This window comes from Virgibacillus pantothenticus, from assembly GCF_018075365.1.
GTDB lineage: Bacteria > Bacillota > Bacilli > Bacillales > Amphibacillaceae > Virgibacillus > Virgibacillus pantothenticus.
The window spans coordinates 150,321-171,054 of record NZ_CP073011.1; the positions used below are offsets into that span (position 1 = coordinate 150,321).

General features: G+C 42.1%; 10 protein-coding genes, 6 tRNA genes, 3 rRNA genes and 1 other annotated feature. All 19 genes read left to right on the top strand.

The features are described from left to right. Positions 1-4: 4 nt before the first annotated feature. Positions 5-89: transfer RNA gene (locus KBP50_RS00695), tRNA-Leu, on the top strand. 23 nt (positions 90-112) lie between these two features. Next, a tRNA-Gly gene (locus KBP50_RS00700) sits at positions 113-187 on the top strand. A gap of 6 nt (positions 188-193) precedes the next feature. Further along, positions 194-282, top strand: a tRNA-Leu gene (locus KBP50_RS00705). A gap of 3 nt (positions 283-285) precedes the next feature. After that, positions 286-362, top strand: a tRNA-Arg gene (locus tag KBP50_RS00710). A 5-nt stretch (positions 363-367) separates the two neighbouring features. Continuing rightward, positions 368-444: transfer RNA gene (locus KBP50_RS00715), tRNA-Pro, on the top strand. Positions 445-454: 10 nt separating this feature from the next. Next, positions 455-530, top strand: a tRNA-Ala gene (locus KBP50_RS00720). Between the two features lie 142 nt (positions 531-672). Next, positions 673-2,237: ribosomal RNA gene (locus KBP50_RS00725) — 16S ribosomal RNA — on the top strand. A gap of 418 nt (positions 2,238-2,655) precedes the next feature. Further along, positions 2,656-5,573, top strand: a 23S ribosomal RNA gene (locus tag KBP50_RS00730). 159 nt (positions 5,574-5,732) lie between these two features. Then, positions 5,733-5,848 (top strand): 5S ribosomal RNA (rrf, locus tag KBP50_RS00735). Together the 16S, 23S and 5S rRNA genes with 6 tRNA genes alongside form the textbook arrangement of a ribosomal RNA operon. 589 nt (positions 5,849-6,437) lie before the next feature. Continuing rightward, positions 6,438-7,136 (top strand): MgtC/SapB family protein, encoded by a 699-nt coding sequence (locus KBP50_RS00740; RefSeq protein ID WP_050349663.1) that lies wholly within the window; start codon positions 6,438-6,440, stop codon positions 7,134-7,136. 627 nt (positions 7,137-7,763) lie between these two features. Next, the gene (locus tag KBP50_RS00745) at positions 7,764-8,231 is read left to right on the top strand and encodes a CtsR family transcriptional regulator (protein ID WP_050349662.1); all 468 of its coding nucleotides are present in this window, start codon (positions 7,764-7,766) and stop codon (positions 8,229-8,231) included. Positions 8,232-8,245: 14 nt separating this feature from the next. Then, positions 8,246-8,794: a protein-arginine kinase activator protein McsA gene (gene mcsA, locus KBP50_RS00750; RefSeq protein ID WP_050349661.1), complete on the top strand. Its 549-nt coding sequence runs from the start codon at positions 8,246-8,248 to the stop codon at positions 8,792-8,794. Continuing rightward, positions 8,791-9,855, top strand: a complete 1,065-nt coding sequence (gene mcsB / locus KBP50_RS00755) for a protein-arginine kinase McsB (RefSeq protein ID WP_050349660.1) — start codon at positions 8,791-8,793, stop codon at positions 9,853-9,855. Before mcsA ends, mcsB begins: the two co-directional genes overlap by 4 nt. An 18-nt stretch (positions 9,856-9,873) precedes the next feature. Continuing rightward, a complete protein-coding gene (clpC, locus tag KBP50_RS00760; protein WP_050349659.1) occupies positions 9,874-12,300 on the top strand; it encodes an ATP-dependent protease ATP-binding subunit ClpC in 2,427 nt (808 codons plus the stop codon). Between the two features lie 556 nt (positions 12,301-12,856). Further along, positions 12,857-14,236 (top strand): DNA repair protein RadA, encoded by a 1,380-nt coding sequence (radA, locus tag KBP50_RS00765; RefSeq protein ID WP_050349658.1) that lies wholly within the window; start codon positions 12,857-12,859, stop codon positions 14,234-14,236. Between the two features lie 438 nt (positions 14,237-14,674). Continuing rightward, positions 14,675-15,775: a PIN/TRAM domain-containing protein gene (locus tag KBP50_RS00770; RefSeq protein WP_050349676.1), complete on the top strand. Its 1,101-nt coding sequence runs from the start codon at positions 14,675-14,677 to the stop codon at positions 15,773-15,775. Positions 15,776-16,600: 825 nt separating this feature from the next. Beyond that, positions 16,601-18,070: a glutamate--tRNA ligase gene (gene gltX, locus KBP50_RS00775; RefSeq protein WP_050349657.1), complete on the top strand. Its 1,470-nt coding sequence runs from the start codon at positions 16,601-16,603 to the stop codon at positions 18,068-18,070. 48 nt (positions 18,071-18,118) lie between these two features. Next, positions 18,119-18,336: a binding site (T-box leader), on the top strand. 345 nt (positions 18,337-18,681) lie between these two features. After that, complete coding sequence (cysE, locus tag KBP50_RS00780; RefSeq protein WP_072741555.1) at positions 18,682-19,344, top strand: serine O-acetyltransferase; 663 nt, start codon at positions 18,682-18,684, stop codon at positions 19,342-19,344. Beyond that, positions 19,334-20,734 (top strand): cysteine--tRNA ligase, encoded by a 1,401-nt coding sequence (gene cysS, locus KBP50_RS00785; protein ID WP_050349656.1) that lies wholly within the window; start codon positions 19,334-19,336, stop codon positions 20,732-20,734. Before cysE ends, cysS begins: the two co-directional genes overlap by 11 nt.

The window sequence follows — 20,734 nt, forward strand, 5'->3', positions numbered from 1 at the left end:
TTTTGCGGGTGTGGCGGAATTGGCAGACGCGCTAGACTTAGGATCTAGTGTCTTCGGACGTGGGGGTTCAACTCCCTCCACCCGCACCATAAAATAAGAGTTTGGTCTTTATGCGGAAGTAGTTCAGTGGTAGAACACCACCTTGCCAAGGTGGGGGTCGCGGGTTCGAATCCCGTCTTCCGCTCCAAGCCAAGCCGGGGTGGCGGAATTGGCAGACGCACAGGACTTAAAATCCTGCGGTAGGTTTCTACCGTGCCGGTTCGAGTCCGGCCCTCGGCACCATATGCGCCCGTAGCTCAATTGGATAGAGCGTTTGACTACGGATCAAAAGGTTAGGGGTTCGACTCCTCTCGGGCGCGCCATCATACGGGAAGTAGCTCAGCTTGGTAGAGCACATGGTTTGGGACCATGGGGTCGCAGGTTCAAATCCTGTCTTCCCGACCAGTTTATATACGGGGCCTTAGCTCAGCTGGGAGAGCGCCTGCCTTGCACGCAGGAGGTCAGCGGTTCGATCCCGCTAGGCTCCACCAAAACAAATTTGCTCTTTGAAAACTGAACAAAACAACCAGTATGTCAAGAAAAGCAATCTCTGTTTTTCTTTTAAAAAATCGACCGAGAGCAATCTCGGAAGAAGCTAAGAATGATGAAGAACGGTGTTCATCATCACAAACTTTTATGGAGAGTTTGATCTTGGCTCAGGACGAACGCTGGCGGCGTGCCTAATACATGCAAGTCGAGCGCGGGAAGCAAGCAGATCTCCTTCGGGGGTGACGCTTGTGGAACGAGCGGCGGACGGGTGAGTAACACGTGGGCAACCTACCTGTAAGACTGGGATAACTCCGGGAAACCGGGGCTAATACCGGATGATACATATCGTCGCATGACGAGATGTTGAAAGGCGGCATATGCTGTCACTTACAGATGGGCCCGCGGCGCATTAGCTAGTTGGTGAGATAAAAGCTCACCAAGGCGACGATGCGTAGCCGACCTGAGAGGGTGATCGGCCACACTGGGACTGAGACACGGCCCAGACTCCTACGGGAGGCAGCAGTAGGGAATCTTCCGCAATGGACGAAAGTCTGACGGAGCAACGCCGCGTGAGTGATGAAGGTTTTCGGATCGTAAAACTCTGTTGTTAGGGAAGAACAAGTGCCATTCGAATAGGTTGGCACCTTGACGGTACCTAACCAGAAAGCCCCGGCTAACTACGTGCCAGCAGCCGCGGTAATACGTAGGGGGCAAGCGTTGTCCGGAATTATTGGGCGTAAAGCGCGCGCAGGCGGTCCTTTAAGTCTGATGTGAAAGCCCACGGCTTAACCGTGGAGGGCCATTGGAAACTGGGGGACTTGAGTACAGAAGAGGAGAGTGGAATTCCACGTGTAGCGGTGAAATGCGTAGAGATGTGGAGGAACACCAGTGGCGAAGGCGACTCTCTGGTCTGTAACTGACGCTGAGGTGCGAAAGCGTGGGTAGCGAACAGGATTAGATACCCTGGTAGTCCACGCCGTAAACGATGAGTGCTAGGTGTTAGGGGGTTTCCGCCCCTTAGTGCTGAAGTTAACGCATTAAGCACTCCGCCTGGGGAGTACGGCCGCAAGGCTGAAACTCAAAAGAATTGACGGGGACCCGCACAAGCGGTGGAGCATGTGGTTTAATTCGAAGCAACGCGAAGAACCTTACCAGGTCTTGACATCCTCTGACGCCCCTAGAGATAGGGAGTTCCCTTCGGGGACAGAGTGACAGGTGGTGCATGGTTGTCGTCAGCTCGTGTCGTGAGATGTTGGGTTAAGTCCCGCAACGAGCGCAACCCTTGATCTTAGTTGCCAGCATTTAGTTGGGCACTCTAAGGTGACTGCCGGTGACAAACCGGAGGAAGGTGGGGATGACGTCAAATCATCATGCCCCTTATGACCTGGGCTACACACGTGCTACAATGGATGGAACAAAGGGCAGCGAAGCCGCGAGGCCAAGCAAATCCCATAAAACCATTCTCAGTTCGGATTGCAGGCTGCAACTCGCCTGCATGAAGCCGGAATCGCTAGTAATCGCGGATCAGCATGCCGCGGTGAATACGTTCCCGGGTCTTGTACACACCGCCCGTCACACCACGAGAGTTGGTAACACCCGAAGTCGGTGAGGTAACCTTTTGGAGCCAGCCGCCGAAGGTGGGACCAATGATTGGGGTGAAGTCGTAACAAGGTAGCCGTATCGGAAGGTGCGGCTGGATCACCTCCTTTCTAAGGAATAGATAGGAAGCTTTGGCGTTGTTTGAACGTTGAAGCTAGACTATGCGGAAGACATACTTGGTTGTTTGGTTCAGTTTTGAGAGAGTAAATTATACCTCTCAAGGATAAAAGGATTTTCTGTTAAAATCCGTCACGTCCTGTGACGAACACAGAAGTCACGACATCCTGTAGAAACTTTGTACCTTGAAAACTAAATAAGAGTAACAACGACATCAAACTAAAAGCGGAAGCGAATGTGTAGCGATGTACAGACTGGACTGACTCGAAGGAGATAAAGGAAACACGGTGAACGCAAGTGAATCGATGTTGACTTATCGTATGGAGAGGAAGGAAGTCATGCTATTGCTATGAGCTGAAGCTAGAAAACCAAAAGCTGAAAAGTAATATGCTTATTCATAAATAGAAAGTTAGTTAAGTGAATAAGGGCGCACGGTGGATGCCTTGGCACTAGGAGCCGAAGAAGGACGGGACTAACACCGATATGTCCCGGGGAGTCGTAAGTAGACGTCGATCCGGGAATTTCCGAATGGGGGAACCCACTGCTCGTAATGGAGTAGTACTTTTATCTGAATTCATAGGATAGAAGAGGCATACCCGGGGAACTGAAACATCTCAGTACCCGGAGGAAGAGAAAGCAAATGCGATTTCCCAAGTAGCGGCGAGCGAAACGGAAACAGCCCAAACCAGAAGGCTTGCCTTCTGGGGTTGTAGGACACTCCATAGGAGTTATCAAGAGATTCTTTAGATGAAGCGATCTGGAAAGGTTGGCCAAAGAAGGTAACAGCCCTGTAATCGAAAAGGAATCTCCTCCGGAGTGTATCCTGAGTACGGCGGAACACGAGGAATTCCGTCGGAATCCGGGAGGACCATCTCCCAAGGCTAAATACTCCCTAGTGACCGATAGTGAACCAGTACCGTGAGGGAAAGGTGAAAAGCACCCCGGGAGGGGAGTGAAAGAGAACCTGAAACCGTGTGCCTACAAGTAGTCGAAGCCCGTTAATGGGTGACGGCGTACCTTTTGTAGAATGGACCGGCGAGTTACGATCGTATGCAAGGTTAAGTGGAAGACACGGAGCCGCAGCGAAAGCGAGTCTGAATAGGGCGATATAGTATGCGGTCGTAGACCCGAAACCGTGTGATCTACCCATGTCCAGGGTGAAGGTCAGGTAACACTGACTGGAGGCCCGAACCCACGTATGTTGAAAAATGCGGGGATGAGGTGTGGGTAGGGGTGAAATGCCAATCGAACACGGAGATAGCTGGTTCTCTCCGAAATAGCTTTAGGGCTAGCCTCAAGGAAAGAGTACTGGAGGTAGAGCACTGATTGAACTAGGGGCCCTCATCGGGTTACCGAATTCAGTCAAACTCCGAATGCCAGCTACTTATCCTTGGGAGTCAGACTATGGGTGATAAGGTTCATAGTCGAAAGGGAAACAGCCCAGACCGCCAGCTAAGGTCCCAAAGTATACGTTAAGTGGAAAAGGATGTGGAGTTGCCCAGACAACCAGGATGTTGGCTTAGAAGCAGCCACCATTTAAAGAGTGCGTAATAGCTCACTGGTCGAGTGACTCTGCGCCGAAAATGTACCGGGGCTAAACGTATCACCGAAGCTGCGGATTGTTCTACGAACAATGGTAGGAGAGCGTTCAAAGTGCAGTGAAGTCAGATCGTGAGGACTGGTGGAGCGCTTTGAAGTGAGAATGCCGGTATGAGTAGCGAAAAAAGAGTGAGAATCTCTTTCACCGAATGCCTAAGGTTTCCTGAGGAAGGCTCGTCCTCTCAGGGTTAGTCGGGACCTAAGCCGAGGCCGAAAGGCGTAGGCGATGGACAACAGGTAGATATTCCTGTACCACCTCATGAACGTTTGAACGATGGGGGGACGCAGTAGGATAAGGAATGCGCACGGATGGATGTGTGCGCCCAAGCAGTGAGAAAGTCGGATAGGCAAATCCGTCCGATAATTTCAAGCTGTGACGGGGAGGGAAATAGAGTACCGAAGTTCCGGATTTCACACTGCCAAGAAAAGCCTCTAGTAAGTTCATAGGTGCCCGTACCGCAAACCGACACAGGTAGGCGAGGAGAGAATCCTAAGGTGAGCGGGAGAACTCTCGTTAAGGAACTCGGCAAAATGACCCCGTAACTTCGGGAGAAGGGGTGCTCCTTTAAGGAGGAGCCGCAGTGAATAGGCCCAAGCGACTGTTTAGCAAAAACACAGGTCTCTGCGAAGCCGAAAGGCGAAGTATAGGGGCTGACACCTGCCCGGTGCTGGAAGGTTAAGGGGAAACGTTAGTGCTTCGGCACGAAGCGTAGAACCGAAGCCCCAGTAAACGGCGGCCGTAACTATAACGGTCCTAAGGTAGCGAAATTCCTTGTCGGGTAAGTTCCGACCCGCACGAAAGGTGCAACGACTTGGGCACTGTCTCAACGAGAGACCCGGTGAAATTATACTATGCGTGAAGATGCGCATTACCCGCGACAGGACGGAAAGACCCCGTGGAGCTTTACTGTAGCCTGATATTGAATGTTGGTACAGCTTGTACAGGATAGGTGGGAGCCATCGAAGCGTGAGCGCTAGCTTACGTGGAGGCAACCGTGGGATACCACCCTGGCTGTACGAACCTTCTAACCCAGGGCCGTGATCCGGTCCGGAGACAGTGTCAGGCGGGCAGTTTGACTGGGGCGGTCGCCTCCCAAAAGGTAACGGAGGCGCCCAAAGGTTCCCTCAGAATGGTTGGAAATCATTCGCAGAGTGTAAAGGCAGAAGGGAGCTTGACTGCGAGACCTACAAGTCGAGCAGGGACGAAAGTCGGGCTTAGTGATCCGGTGGTTCCGCATGGAAGGGCCATCGCTCAACGGATAAAAGCTACCCCGGGGATAACAGGCTTATCTCCCCCAAGAGTTCACATCGACGGGGAGGTTTGGCACCTCGATGTCGGCTCATCGCATCCTGGGGCTGTAGTCGGTCCCAAGGGTTGGGCTGTTCGCCCATTAAAGCGGTACGCGAGCTGGGTTCAGAACGTCGTGAGACAGTTCGGTCCCTATCCGTCGTGGGCGCAGGAGGTTTGAGAGGAGCTGTCCTTAGTACGAGAGGACCGGGATGGACACACCGCTGGTGTACCAGTTGTTCCGCCAGGAGCATAGCTGGGTAGCTACGTGTGGCAGGGATAAGTGCTGAAAGCATCTAAGCATGAAGCCCCCCTCAAGATGAGACTTCCCATCACTAAAAGTGAGTAAGATCCCTCAGAGATGATGAGGTTGATAGGTCCGAGGTGGAAGCGTGGTGACACGTGTAGCTGACGGATACTAATCGATCGAGGACTTAACTAACCATTTTGGAAGATGAATCGTTGGATGATCTCTTATTTAGTTTTCGAGGTATAAATCAGGAATCGATTTTTTTCAACAAAAATCTTGATTTTTTCTCAAAAACGCTTATAATAAGATTTGTGCCTATTTTTTAGCACAACATAACAAATAGCAATTTTGCCTGGTAGTAATGGCGGAGAGGTCACACCTGTTCCCATGCCGAACACAGAAGTTAAGCTCTCCAGCGCCGATGGTAGTTGGGGCTTTGCCCCTGCAAGAGTAGGACGCCGCCAGGCAATAAGGTGAAAACTGACACATCAAATAAGATGGTCAGTTTTTTTGTGTGCCTAGGACATTATACAATTCAGGCTCTATACTAAATGTATTGATACCCCTATATTAGAGTTAAGATAAAAAATACATTCTCACTCTATCTGGTCTATTGGTTGTTGAGAAACAATTAACTGTCCTCTACTTAGATTTATGGGTAAGTGAAAAAGATGTTAATAGCGAGAAATTAATGAAAAATATAATGAAATCTGACAGTTAAATATAGCATCTTATATTCCCAAGTAAAGTTAAAGTAAAACAGACAAGAGTAAATACCATTAACATTGTAAAACCCTTCTTAAACTTAAGCCTAGCTCACCTGCCGCTACCCAATTTAAGAAGGACACCTTAAATAGTTGATATACTAGAGATTAAAAATAAATATGTAGAGGTATGACAAATTAAGTAGGATCTTTAGGAGAGGACCCTTTCTTATATCATCGCTAGAATTCCTTTCCTGCTATAAAGAAATAAACAAGATCCTTTTCACATATACATTCAAGTACGTACACTGCATTTATATGTTAAAATCTTTAACAATAGGGGGAGTTTGCATTGAAGGAATTATTTAATGAACTTTTAGGCGACCATTTTTATATTATATTAATACGAGTGCTTGTTGCATTATTCCTCTCTGGATTAATTGGATTTGAAAGAGAGTTAAAAAATCATTCAGCCGGCTTTCGGACCCATATTTTAGTTGGAGTAGGCTCTTGTTTAATGATGTTGCTTTCTTTATTTGGATTTGAATTTTTTTTAGAAGAGTATGATAACATTCGCTTTGATCCTGCAAGAATACCATCTTATGTGATCAGTGGTATAGGATTTTTAGGTGCTGGTACAATAATTGTTTATGGTGGTACGATTAGAGGATTGACAACAGCAGCTTCTATATGGACAGTTGCGGGGCTAGGATTAGTTGTAGGTGCAGGAATGTATGCAGCAGCAGTATTAACAACGGCAATTATATTACTTAGTCTTATTTTTCTTAATAACTTTGAACGTCTATTCAGACGTGGAAAATCATCACATGTTATTCAAATTGTCACAGTACCAGACTTACCTGTACATGAAGTAGTTGCTGTGTTTGACAAATATCATATGGCGATCAAGAAAGTAGAAATTTCCAAATCAGAAAATAACCATCGAAACATCTATATAGTTATTGAAAGAAATACAGATTTAGATCGAATCGCCTTGTTTGCTGAAATTTCGCAAATAAATCATGTTAGAAGTGTAACCGAATTAACGTAAGCACGAAACATCAACATAGTCAAGTCTCAAAATTATTTTAGAATTGGGTTACATTGCTTTTTAAATACGTTCAGATTAGATGGGAATTCCAATGATAGTGGAAACCCATTTTTTTCATTATATAGGAACCTATAAAATTAGGAGCTTATGGATAATGAAATAACCGACTAGTCACGTCCTGCGCATGAGCCCAGCAACTATGCGTCTTTAGAAATGCGCCCTACAATAAGTCATCATCGGTTCGTGGCAAAGAGGAAGGCCGACTAAAAACGGGCTTGCCGCCCAGACGTCGGCATACCCCTGTTTTAGTGGCATGATTCCTTTATCTTTAGTTGATTCGTTGCATTCGCTACGTTGTTAAACGGGAGCTTGCGCCTTTGTTCTTAGAATAAGCTTTAAAATTCTGTAGCAAGGGAACTGCTTAAATAAAATTGATTTGCTTGCTATTATTGCTGAATATGCTATTTGTTTTTAAACCATTCTCTTTTTGTGTTTTTTAATAGTTATTTTTGTCTACAATAAACATAGATCTTGTATTTGCATCTTCTGTAATTTCCCGTATAATAAAAGTATAGTCAAAGATAGTCAAAGTCAAAAGTTTGTTTCTATATAAAAGGGGGTGGGCATATGAGTAATATATCAGATGTAATTGAAAATTATTTAAAGCAAATTCTTCAGGCAAAAGGTAAAAATGTGATTGAAATTAAACGAAGTGAGATAGCTGACCAATTTCAATGTGTCCCCTCACAAATTAACTATGTAATTAATACTCGATTTACCGTGGAAAAGGGTTATATTGTCGAGAGTAAGCGTGGTGGTGGAGGTTATATCCGGATTATGCGAGTCATCCACCAGGATGAGTCAAAGCTGATTGATGAAATTATTGAAATGATTAATCCATCCGTATCACAACAAAAAGCGGTCGGTATATTGGAAAGATTGCTTGAGGAAGAATTGGTCACTGAACGAGAGGCAAAAATTATGTTAAGTGCAATAGAAAGAACGACGTTGCCATTTCAGTTACCATTACGAGATGAAATTCGTGCACGTGTATTAACGTCCATGCTTACAACACTCAAGTATTTAAATAAATAGGGAGGAGTGTGAACATGCAATGTCAAGAATGTCATAAACGTCCTGCGACGCTTCATTTCACACAGATTATTCAAGGACAAAAAATGGAGGTTCATGTTTGCAATGTCTGTGCAAAGGAAAAAGGGTATATGACCTATCCAGAAGACGGTTATTCGCTGCACCATTTACTTTCCGGGTTATTTAATTTTGACACCTCTGGTTTAACCAGTACACATGCTGAAAACTACCAGCAATCAAAGGATTTACAATGCCCAAAATGTGAAATGACTTTTTCTCAATTTAAACAAATAGGAAAATTTGGCTGTGCTGTTTGTTATGAAACTTTTAATGAACGCTTAGACCCCATATTCCGCAGAGTGCATGCTGGAAATATAAAGCATAATGGGAAAATACCGAAACGCCAAGGTGGAGATTTGCATAAGAAAAAACAATTGGAGGATTTAAAGCTGCATTTGAAAAAGTTAATTGAAAATGAAGAATTTGAAGAAGCAGCTAAAGTAAGGGATCAAATAAGAGCTTTGAATCAGGATGACGATCATTCAGAGGCAGGTGATCAATCATGACATTGCAGCAGTTTATGAACGAAGCGATTAGTCCTTGGATGCGAAAGGACGGACCGGATAGTGACATCGTATTAAGTAGCCGAATTCGCCTTGCGCGCAACTTTGCTAATGTGCCATATCCAATAGCTGCTGATCCAAAGGAATTGGAGGAAATACGCAGTTTCTTTAAAGAGAAATATGAAGGGCAGGATTTTGGTTCGTATAAAGATTTAGCATTTGTGTCCATTCGAGATTTGTCTGCCATAGAGCGGCGTGTGTTGGTAGAAAAACATTTGATTAGTCCTTTATTAGCAAAGCATTCAGAGGCTGCAGCTGTGCTTATTTCAGAAAATGAGCAAGTATCTCTCATGATAAATGAAGAAGACCATATCCGATTGCAACTTTATTTACCTGGTTTTCAATTGTCAGAAGCTTTGCAGCAAGCATTTGAATTTGATGATTGGCTGGAGGAGAAAATAAACTATGCTTTCGATGAAACAAGAGGTTACTTGACTAGCTGCCCGACTAATGTAGGAACTGGGATGCGAGCTTCTGTTATGATGCACCTTCCAGCATTAGTTCTAACGAAGCAAATCAACCGAATGATTCCGGCTATTAACCAGTTAGGGTTAGTTGTACGTGGCATTTATGGTGAAGGTAGTGAAGCTCAAGGAAATATTTTTCAAATTTCGAATCAAATTACCCTTGGAAAATCCGAACAAGATATTGTGGCCGATTTACAAAGTGTCGTAAAGCAATTAATTGAACAGGAACGATACGCTCGTCAGCAATTAATAAAGCAGTCTGGAGATAAGTTGGAAGATCGCATTTACCGCTCCTACGGCGTTTTGGCGTATGCGCGAATTATTGAATCTAAAGAGGCTGCAACATGTTTATCGAATGTACGGTTAGGAATTGACTTGGGACTATTAAAAAATGTTTCACGAAATATTCTAAATGAATTAATGATCTTAACACAACCAGGATTTTTACAGCATTATGCTAAAAAAACATTAGCTGCAAGCGAACGCGACCAATTGCGAGCTTCTCTTATTCGCCAACGGTTGCAATTAGAGCAATAGATAGGAGGATACTAATATATGATGTCTGGACGTTTTACTGAAAGGGCGCAAAAAGTGCTCGCGCTTTCCCAAGAAGAAGCTGTGCGATTGGGGCATAATAATATTGGAACAGAACATATTTTGTTAGGGCTTGTCCGCGAAGGAGAAGGCATTGCTGCAAAAGCATTACAATCACTTGGGCTAGAAATTTCCAAAATTCAAGAAGAAGTGGAAAAGCTGATTGGCGTTGGAAAGCAGCCAATGCAAACAATCCACTATACACCGCGTGCTAAAAAAGTGGTGGAACTTTGTCAAGATGAAGCACGTAAGCTGGGACATTCTTATGTAGGGACAGAGCATATTTTACTCGGGCTTATCCGCGAAGGAGAAGGTGTTGCTGCCAGGGTTTTAAATAACTTAGGTGTTAGTTTGAATAAAGCTAGGCAGCAGGTTTTACAGCTACTAGGAAGTAACGAATCACAGGCAAATCGCCAAGGACGTGGGCAACAATCCAGTGCTAATACACCGACACTTGATTCGCTGGCACGTGATTTGACTGTGAGCGCAAAGGAAGGAAATATTGACCCGGTAATTGGACGAAGTAAGGAAATTGAACGTGTCATTCAAGTTTTAAGCCGTCGTACGAAGAACAACCCGGTATTAATCGGAGAGCCAGGGGTAGGGAAAACCGCTGTCGCTGAAGGTCTTGCTCAGCAGATTATTCAAAACGAAGTACCGGAAACATTACGAGATAAGCGAGTCATGACTCTTGATATGGGAACGGTTGTTGCCGGTACAAAATATCGCGGAGAATTTGAAGATCGGCTGAAAAAGGTAATGGAGGAAATTCGCCAAGCCGGAAATATTATCTTGTTTATTGATGAATTGCATACATTAATTGGTGCAGGCGGTGCTGAAGGTGCTATTGATGCTTCCAATATTTTAAAGCCTTCGCTTGCTCGTGGGGAATTGCAATGTATTGGTGCAACGACGTTAGATGAATATCGCAAATATATAGAAAAAGACGCCGCCCTTGAGCGCAGATTCCAACCTATTCAAGTGGATGAACCAACGTTGGAAGAAACGATTCAAATTTTGAAAGGGTTGCGTGATCGCTACGAAGCACATCACCGGGTCACGATTACGGATGAGGCGATCGAAGCAGCTACTAATTTATCTGACCGTTATATTACCGACAGATTTTTGCCGGATAAGGCAATCGACTTAATCGATGAAGCGGGATCTAAAGTTCGTTTAAAATCCTATACAGTTCCGCCAAACTTGAAGGAGCTTGAACAGAAGCTAGAAGAAGTCCGAAAAGAAAAGGATGCTGCCGTACAGAGTCAGGAATTTGAAAAAGCTGCTTCGCTTCGCGATTCAGAGCAAAGGCTACGTGAAGAGGTCGCTGAGACAAAGAAGAAGTGGAAAGAAAAGCAAGGACAAACAGATACAGAAGTTACTGTTGAAGATATAGCAAGTGTCGTATCTATCTGGACAGGAGTGCCTGTATCGAAATTAACAAAGGACGAGAGTGATCGCCTGCTCAACATGGAAGAGATACTTCATAATCGTGTGATTGGGCAAGAAGAAGCTGTAAATGCTGTTTCAAAAGCAATTCGCAGAGCGCGAGCAGGTTTGAAGGATCCAAAACGTCCAATTGGTTCCTTTATTTTCCTAGGTCCAACAGGAGTTGGGAAAACAGAATTAGCTCGTGCTTTAGCTGAAGCGATGTTTGCTGATGAGGATGCTATGATTCGAATTGATATGTCGGAGTATATGGAAAAGCATGCTACTTCTCGTCTAGTCGGATCACCTCCTGGTTATGTAGGGTATGAAGAAGGTGGTCAATTAACGGAGAAAGTACGTAGAAAACCATATTCTGTTGTGCTATTAGATGAAGTAGAAAAGGCACACCCAGAGGTATTTAACATCTTATTGCAAGTCCTTGAGGATGGACGTTTAACAGATTCAAAAGGACGTGTGGTTGATTTTCGTAATACGGTATTGATTATGACATCGAACGTCGGTGCTAGCGAATTAAAACGAAATAAGTATGTAGGCTTTAATTTAGGTGAGGAAGGCCAAGATTATAAAAATATGAAATCAAAAGTTACCGAAGAGTTGAAAAAAGCGTTTCGACCAGAATTTTTAAATCGGATTGATGAAACAATCGTCTTCCATTCCCTGGAGAAAAAGCATATGAAGCATATCGTCACATTAATGATCCAGCAGCTACAGAAGCGCTTAAAGGATCAGGATATTGACTTCTCACTTACGGACAAAGCATTAGAAAAAATTGCCAACGAAGGGTTTGATCCGGAATATGGAGCAAGACCGCTTCGCCGCTCCATTCAAAAGAATATAGAGGATTTATTGTCCGAGGAATTACTAAAAGGAACGATTGAAAAAGGACAACGAGTCAAAATCGGTTTAAACAATAAAGGGGAATTTATTATTCTTCCGTAATCTCTTCATCGAAGGAAAATGTGAACAGACCTTTCATAAAAAACGATCCTTCCGTGGGAACAATAGGTTCACGGAAGGAGTTTTTTTAATTGGATATACGCATAAGGTGATAGTAGTTTTCAGAGTAGCAACTCTTCAGCTCAACTGCAAAAGTGACAGCAAACTTTCTCTATATGTGGAATTTTAAAATTCGCGCTGTTTAAGCTAACCCGCGAATGCCTGTAGGAGTGGCTTTACGCTAGCAAAATTTTTAATAATGAAGCATTAAGATTGGTTATGAATTAGGTAGATCGACCTGTTCTATTTACAAAATAATAGATGATGCGGACCATTTTTTTATCACTAAAATATGTTAAACTAATAAAAATAAGGGTAAAAAGAGATATTTATATATATATAAACAGATTGAACTGAAATGAATTACACATGGTATTAAACACAGTAGATGTTGGATTTGTGGCAGGACTATGGAAATATGTAGACAAAATGATAGGAACCTGTAACTTTTTGGTTGTTAAAATCGTATATAATAGATAAGTGAAGGGGTAGTGGTAAGTTGGCAAAACGAAAAACGAAATTTGTTTGTCAGGAATGTGGCTATGAAGCAGCAAAATGGCTCGGGAAATGTCCCGGTTGCAATAATTGGAATACATTTGTAGAAGAAATAGAAGTCACTGGTGGCAGACAAAAACAAGCTTTTCATACTGGGAATAGATCAGTTGGAAAGCCTGAAAAAATAACCGCAATTAAATCACAGCAAGAACCGAGGATAACAACAAGTATGAAAGAGTTTAATCGTGTGCTTGGTGGCGGTATTGTACCAGGATCCCTTGTGTTAATCGGTGGAGACCCCGGAATTGGTAAATCTACTTTATTATTGCAAATATCATCACAATTGGCAGATAAAAGCTTATCCGTACTATATATTTCTGGAGAAGAATCAACGAGACAAACGAAGCTGCGTGCTGATCGCTTAGGTGTTACCTCCGATTCATTATATGTATTAGCTGAAACGAATTTATTGGATATAGCAAATCAAATTGAAACAATAAAGCCATCCTTTGTCGTTATTGATTCGATTCAAACCATCTATCGTGAAGAAATCACAAGTGCTCCGGGAAGTGTTTCCCAAGTGAGAGAATGTACCTCCGAATTGATGAAACTAGCAAAAACAAACGGTATACCGATATTTATAGTGGGACATGTGACGAAAGAGGGTTCAATTGCAGGACCAAGACTTTTGGAGCATATGGTTGATGCTGTACTTTATTTTGAAGGGGAACGTCATCATACGTACCGAATATTACGGGGCGTGAAGAATCGATTTGGCAGTACGAACGAAATGGGTATTTTTGAAATGAAAGAGGAAGGGTTGCGCGAGGTTTTAAATCCTTCTGAAATATTTTTGGAAGAGCGCTCACAAGGGGCCTCCGGGTCTACTGTTGTAGCTTCCATGGAAGGCACAAGACCAGTACTGGTTGAGATACAAGCATTAATTTCCCCTACTGCATTCGGGAATCCGCGTAGAATGGCGACGGGAGTAGATCAGAATCGCGTTCCGCTTCTAATGGCCGTGTTGGAAAAGCGGGTCGGGTTAATGCTACAAAATCAGGATGCATATATAAAAGTGGCTGGCGGAGTTAAGCTAGATGAACCTGCCATTGACTTAGCGATTGCTGTTAGTATCGCTTCAAGCTTCCGTGACCAACCTACAAAACCGGAAGATATTTTTATTGGGGAAGTCGGTTTGACTGGTGAAATAAGGCGTGTTTCTCGAATTGAACAGCGCGTTCAAGAGGCTGCAAAGCTAGGATTTAAACGAGTAATTTGTCCTAAAAATAATTTAGGTGGATGGACAGCTCCAAATAACAATAACATTGAAATTATTGGTGTGAGTTCCGTACAGGAAGCGTTACAAATCGGGGTAAGTAGATAAGTTTTGTTTTTATTATGATTTATAAAATCATATGAATTAATATGTTTTATTTAAATGTCCGGAAAAAGTATCCTTTTTTGTTCACTGCTTTTATCCAACAAACACCAATACTACAAGAACAATAAGCAGATTTATGTATATATAAGGAGTAATAAAGTTAGCAAGGAATATATTGCTATTTTTCAAGACTTCCAGATATAAAGTCTTGTTTTTAGAACTTGTTAGGTGTTAAGGAAAAGCCTTACTGAATGACTTTTCGTTTTATGTATGGATCTTGTACAGGTTATAACGATTAGTTATTATAAATAAGGTTTTAAGCTTTTTCTTCCATCGAAATTCGCAATGCAAATTGTTATATGGAAATTATTTCTTTTTATTATTTTTCAAGGATTATTTTTTTTCATCTTAGGCAATAATATAAGTTAGGAGGTGGCATTGCTGATGAAAAAGATTGTTCATTTGTTTTTTCTTATCTTAGGAGGAACGATCGGCTATCTTTATGTTCCTGTTTTTTTAGCACTATTAAATATTGCTGATTCTAACTGGATATTTTCTCCGTATGTGGGAATGATAGTCGGTGCTATTATTTTCTTTCTCATATCATATTGGCTTGTCGATTATATTGTAGGGTTTTTAAAATGGGTAGAGGAAGCACTTATTCGCCTGCCTGCAGGTGATTTGTTTTCAGGAACGTTAGGTCTCATGGCCGGTTTGTTTATTGCATTTCTAGTTACCATACCTATAGGAGATATTAATATTAAATTAGTTTCACAAACTCTTCCATTGTTTGTAACGGTTTTATTAGGCTATCTAGGATTTCAAGTCGGGTTTCGCCGGCGTGAAGAGATTGTCAATTTATTTAATATTAATCGAAAGGAAAAAGAGAAGCGGAAAGTGTCTGAAGGTGATACGAGTAATTCCCCTATACATCCAAAAGCAAAAATATTGGATACAAGCGTTATTATAGATGGTCGGATCGCTGATATTTGTCAGACGAATTTCCTTGAAGGAACAATAGTCATTCCGCAATTTGTTCTTGGTGAGTTACAGCATATTGCTGATTCTTCGGACGTATTAAAACGAAATCGAGGTCGTAGAGGTTTAGACGTTTTAAATCGGATCCAAAAAGATCTACCTGTAAAAGTTGAAATCTATGAAGGTGATTTTGAAGAAATCCATGAGGTGGACAGCAAATTAATCAAGTTGGCAAAAGTGATTAATGGTATTGTTGTAACTAACGATTTTAACTTAAATAAAGTATGTGATTTGCAAAGTGTTCCAGTTTTAAATATTAATGATTTGGCTAATGCTGTGAAGCCAGTCGTATTACCTGGTGAAGAATTGACGGTACATGTGATTAAAGATGGGAAAGAGCATAATCAAGGGATCGCTTACCTTGATGATGGAACGATGATTGTTGTTGAAGAAGGAAGAAACTATATTGGCAAAACTATTGAAGTGCTAATTACAAGTGTGTTGCAAACGTCAGCTGGTAGAATGATTTTTGCGAAACCAAAATTACTTGAAAAAGCGCTATAAAAAGGGTATAACTTATAAAGGATAGGCAAAAGTGATAACAGTGGTTGTTATCACTTTTGTTATACGGTTAACCAAAGTATAATTAATATTGAAATCATTTTATATCTCTCAAGTAGCTATGAGGCGAATATTCGATTTTTTTGAAGATAAGAAACCACCATGGCTCGCCAAGAGCGCGAGCCACCATCTATGATGAAAAATTTTGCTATATAATGTTTAGATTATTGAAATACTACCTAAAATAAATAACTTATATAATGGTAAAATAGCGTTTTTTTCATACAAAAGTATAAAATGAGGTGCTTGGGGTAACGAACCGAATAGCCACGTCCGGCGCATGAGCCCAGCAACGATGCGACTTTAGAAATGCGCCCTACGATAAGGCCTCATCGGTTCGCGGCAAAGAGGAAGGCCGACTAAAACCGGGCTTGCCGTGCCGCTCAGGCGTCGGCATACCCCTGTTTTTAGTGGCATGATTCCTTTATCTTTAGTTGATTCGTTCCATTCGCTACGTTGCTAAACGGGCGCTTGCGCCTTTGTTTCAGAGACCTTTAGATCATTCCCTTGCAGTGCTAACTCAGTAGGGATAAAAGGCCCCTGTTGATTGAGGGTTCACTTTATACTTTTTGTCTTCCTTAAGGGAAAATAGCATACACGGGGTGGATGGGAAACCATCATACATACACACCGTATAAGAAGCTTTAAAAATTGTTCAAGAGACGTTTATAGCGCAGTGCCATGCTGCCGTGACTCGCTAACTATCTTGAGGCATAAGAAGGTTTCTGATTTCATTTTAATTGTTTGATTATAGAAAGGGGAAGAACCATGACAAATCAGGTTCGTGTACGTTATGCACCAAGTCCAACAGGTCATTTGCATATCGGAAACGCACGCACAGCATTATTTAATTATTTATATGCGAAACATTTTAACGGAAAAATGGTCATTCGTATTGAAGACACAGATGATAAGCGAAATGTAGCAGGCGGAGAAGAAAGCCAGCTGAAATTTTTAAAATGGTTAGGTGTTGAATGGGATGAGGGAGCAGATGTAGGTGGAAGCTACGGACCGTACCGACAAATGGAGCGTCTCGATGTATATCAAAAATATGTGGAGGAGCTGTTAGAAAGAGGCTTGGCTTATAAATGCTATATGACGGAAGAAGAGCTTGAGGCAGAAAGAGAACAGCAACGAGCTAATGGTCAGGTTCCGAAGTACTCCGGTGCTCATCGTGATTTAACCGCGGAACAAATCGCTGCTTTTGAAAAAGAAGGTCGTTTGCCGAGCATTCGCATGCGGGTTCCGGAAAATAAAACGTATACATTTAATGATATCGTAAGAGGCGATATTACTTTTGAATCTAGTGATTTTGGTGATTGGGTTATCGTGAAGAAAAATGGTATTCCGACGTATAATTTTGCAGTAGCAGTCGATGATCATTTAATGGAAATTACGCATGTTTTACGTGGTGAGGAGCATATATCCAATACCCCAAAGCAAATGATGATCTATGAAGCATTCGGTTGGGAGCCGCCGAAATTTGGGCATATGACGCTTATCCTTAATGAAGAGCGGAAAAAATTGAGCAAGCGTGATCAGCATATCATTCAATTTATTGAACAATATCATGATTTAGGCTATTTGCCCGAGGCTTTGTTTAATTTTATTGCCTTGTTAGGTTGGTCACCAGTTGGCGAAGAGGAAATCTTTGATAAACAAACATTAATTGATATATTCGATCCAGAACGTTTATCTACTTCTGCGGCAATATTTGATCGTCATAAATTGAAGTGGATGAACAATGCATATATCAAAGCAGCCGATTTATCAGAAGTGATTGACTTGGCGATGCCACATTTAGTAAAAGCAGACAAATTGTCAAAAGATATGGATAAAGCTACAAGAGAATGGGCGGAGAAGATAATTGCTTTATACAAAGAGCAATTGCGTTACGGTGCAGAAATCGTAGAATTAACGGAAATGTTTTTCTCCAAAGAGCTTACTTTTGATGATGCTGCTTGGGAAGTACTTGAAGGCGAGCAAGTTCCAGAGGTGTTGCAAGTTTTCACAGACAAGTTAATTCATTTGGATGATTTTACAGCTGCTTCTATTAAAGCACAAATTAAAGCGACCCAAAAGGAAACCGGTCACCGAGGCAAAAAGCTATTTATGCCAATCCGCGTGGCAACAACAGGACAGACACATGGACCAGAATTGCCAATGGCTATTGAACTGCTCGGGAAAGAAACCGTGATTAACCATTTAGATACGGTTTTAAAAAAGCTTGAAGCGTAATGATTCACAACTTATGAAAAATGTAATATAGTATTACTACACAACAAATAAGGAACGATGACGAGGGAAAGTAGGAAGCAATTCGCTAACACAGAGAGAATCACCCTGGCTGAAAGTGGTTTTTAGTATTGCTTTTGAAGTGCTCCTCGAGAGTCCGTTATGGAATGTTAGTACATAACGGCGGCGCTTACCGTTATAAGTTTGAGTTGGGAGGACGATTATTATCCTTCAAACAGAGTGGAACCGCGCACGTAAGCGTCTCTGAGTATGAAATTACCCAGAGACGCTTATTTTCATTTCATAAGAAGTAAATCTAGGCTAGTAAATGTGTTTGCATGATTTAACTAGTCACTAGTAAAGGGTTGATATTAGAACAACGATATCCTTCATTTCTCCCGCATATATTGTGCTATAAGGATCTCAATTCAAAGGTTGAAGAAGTGTGTACGGAACAGTCTAAGTGGGAGATAACAGCAACTAAATGCCTGATTCGTTCTCGGAGACCTTAGGTCACAACCTAGTCTTACTAACAATCAAAAGGTATAAAAAGAAAACCCCTACTGATTGAAGATGCACTTGATAATTTTTTACAATAATAGGGAGGTTAAATGATGAGCATTTGGAAACGAATGAAGGAAGATATGGATGTGGTGTTTGAACAAGATCCAGCAGCTCGTTCTTATTTTGAAGTTTTCTTAACATATTCAGGTCTTCACGCTGTCTGGTGGCATCGAATTGCTCATGCATTTTATAAGCGACGAATGTTCTTTATTGCCCGTGTCATATCACAGTTGAATCGCTTTTTAACAGGAATTGAAATCCATCCAGGAGCAATCATCGGCAGGCGGTTATTTATTGACCATGGCATGGGAGTTGTCATTGGAGAAACATGTGAAATTGGCGATAATGTAACCATCTTTCAAGGGGTCACATTAGGCGGTACTGGAAAAGAAAAAGGCAAACGGCACCCAACGATCAAGGATAATGTGCTTATTGCAACAGGTGCCAAAGTGCTTGGCTCGATAACGATTGGTGAAAGTGCGAAAGTGGGTGGAGGTTCTGTTGTGCTAAAGGATGTTCCAGACCATGCTACAGTAGTAGGTATACCTGGAAAAGTGGTTAAACATCGTGGTGAAAAGGTAACCAAGGATTTGAATCATCATCAGTTACCAGATCCAGTCGCTAACCGTTGCGAACATTTACAACGGGAAATTGATGAATTAAAGGCAGAAATAGCAAAATTAAAAGAAGGAGAAAAACACGATGTCCATTAAAATATATAATACCTTAACTCGTAAAAAAGAAATATTTACACCTATACAACCGAATAAAGTAAGCATGTATGTTTGTGGTCCGACGGTATATAACTATATTCATATTGGTAATGCCAGACCAGCGATTGTATTCGATACAGTTAGACGATATTTGGAATACAAAGGGTTTGAAGTAGATTATGTCCTGAATTTTACAGATGTGGATGATAAGCTGATCCGTACTGCTAACGAGCTTGGCAAAGAAGTACCGGAGTTAGCAGACCGATTTATTTCTGCTTATTTAGAAGATGTTGGGGCATTGGGGGTCAAAGAGGCAACACATAACCCACGAGTAACGGAAACAATGGATGATATTATTGCTTTTATTGAGGCGCTTGTTGAAAAAGGGGTTGCCTACGAAGCGGACGGCGATGTTTATTTTAAACCTCGAAAATTTAGTGGGTACGGAAAGCTATCTCATCAATCTGTTGATGAATTAAGGGCTGGTGCACGGATTCAAGTTGGTGAGAAAAAAACGGATCCACTTGATTTTGCTCTTTGGAAGCAAGCGAAAGACGGAGAAATTGCTTGGAATTCACCTTGGGGAAAAGGACGCCCAGGCTGGCATATTGAGTGCTCGGCGATGGTGAAAAAATACCTTGGAGATACCATTGATATTCATGCAGGAGGCCAAGACCTAGCTTTTCCGCATCATGAAAACGAGATTGCGCAATCAGAAGCACTAACAGGGAAAACCTTTGCGAATTATTGGATGCATAATGGCTATATCAATATTAATAATGAAAAAATGTCGAAGTCGCTAGGAAACTATTTATTGGCTCGAGATTTAATTCAGCAGTACGATCCGCAAGTCATTCGTTTCTTTATGCTAAGTGTCCACTATCGTCATCCAATTAATTTTTCAGAGGATCTACTACTAAGCGCAGAAAATGGTTTAGAGCGGATTAAAACAGCCTATTTAAATTTAGAACACCGTAAAGGCTCCAGTCTGGATCTTGTAGATCATAAAGAAGAATGGTTGGAAAAGATTGCACAGTGGAAAAAGCAATTTGAAGCGGAAATGGATGATGACTTTCACACAGCAAATGCAATTTCTGTTTTGTTTGAAGTGGCTAAAGAGGCTAATGTATACCTCCAATATAAGCAAACATGCAGTTATGTTATAGAAGAGTTTCAACAAGTAATTTACACATTCCTGAAGGTTCTTGGTATTGAATTGAAAATGGAGCAGGAGTTACTGGATACAGAAATTGAGCAATTAATCGAAGAACGAAATAGCGCTCGGAAAAATCGTGATTTTACTCGTGCAGATGAAATTAGAGATATGCTAAAGGCGAAAAATATCATTTTAGAGGATACACCACAAGGAGTAAGATGGAAAAGAGGGTAA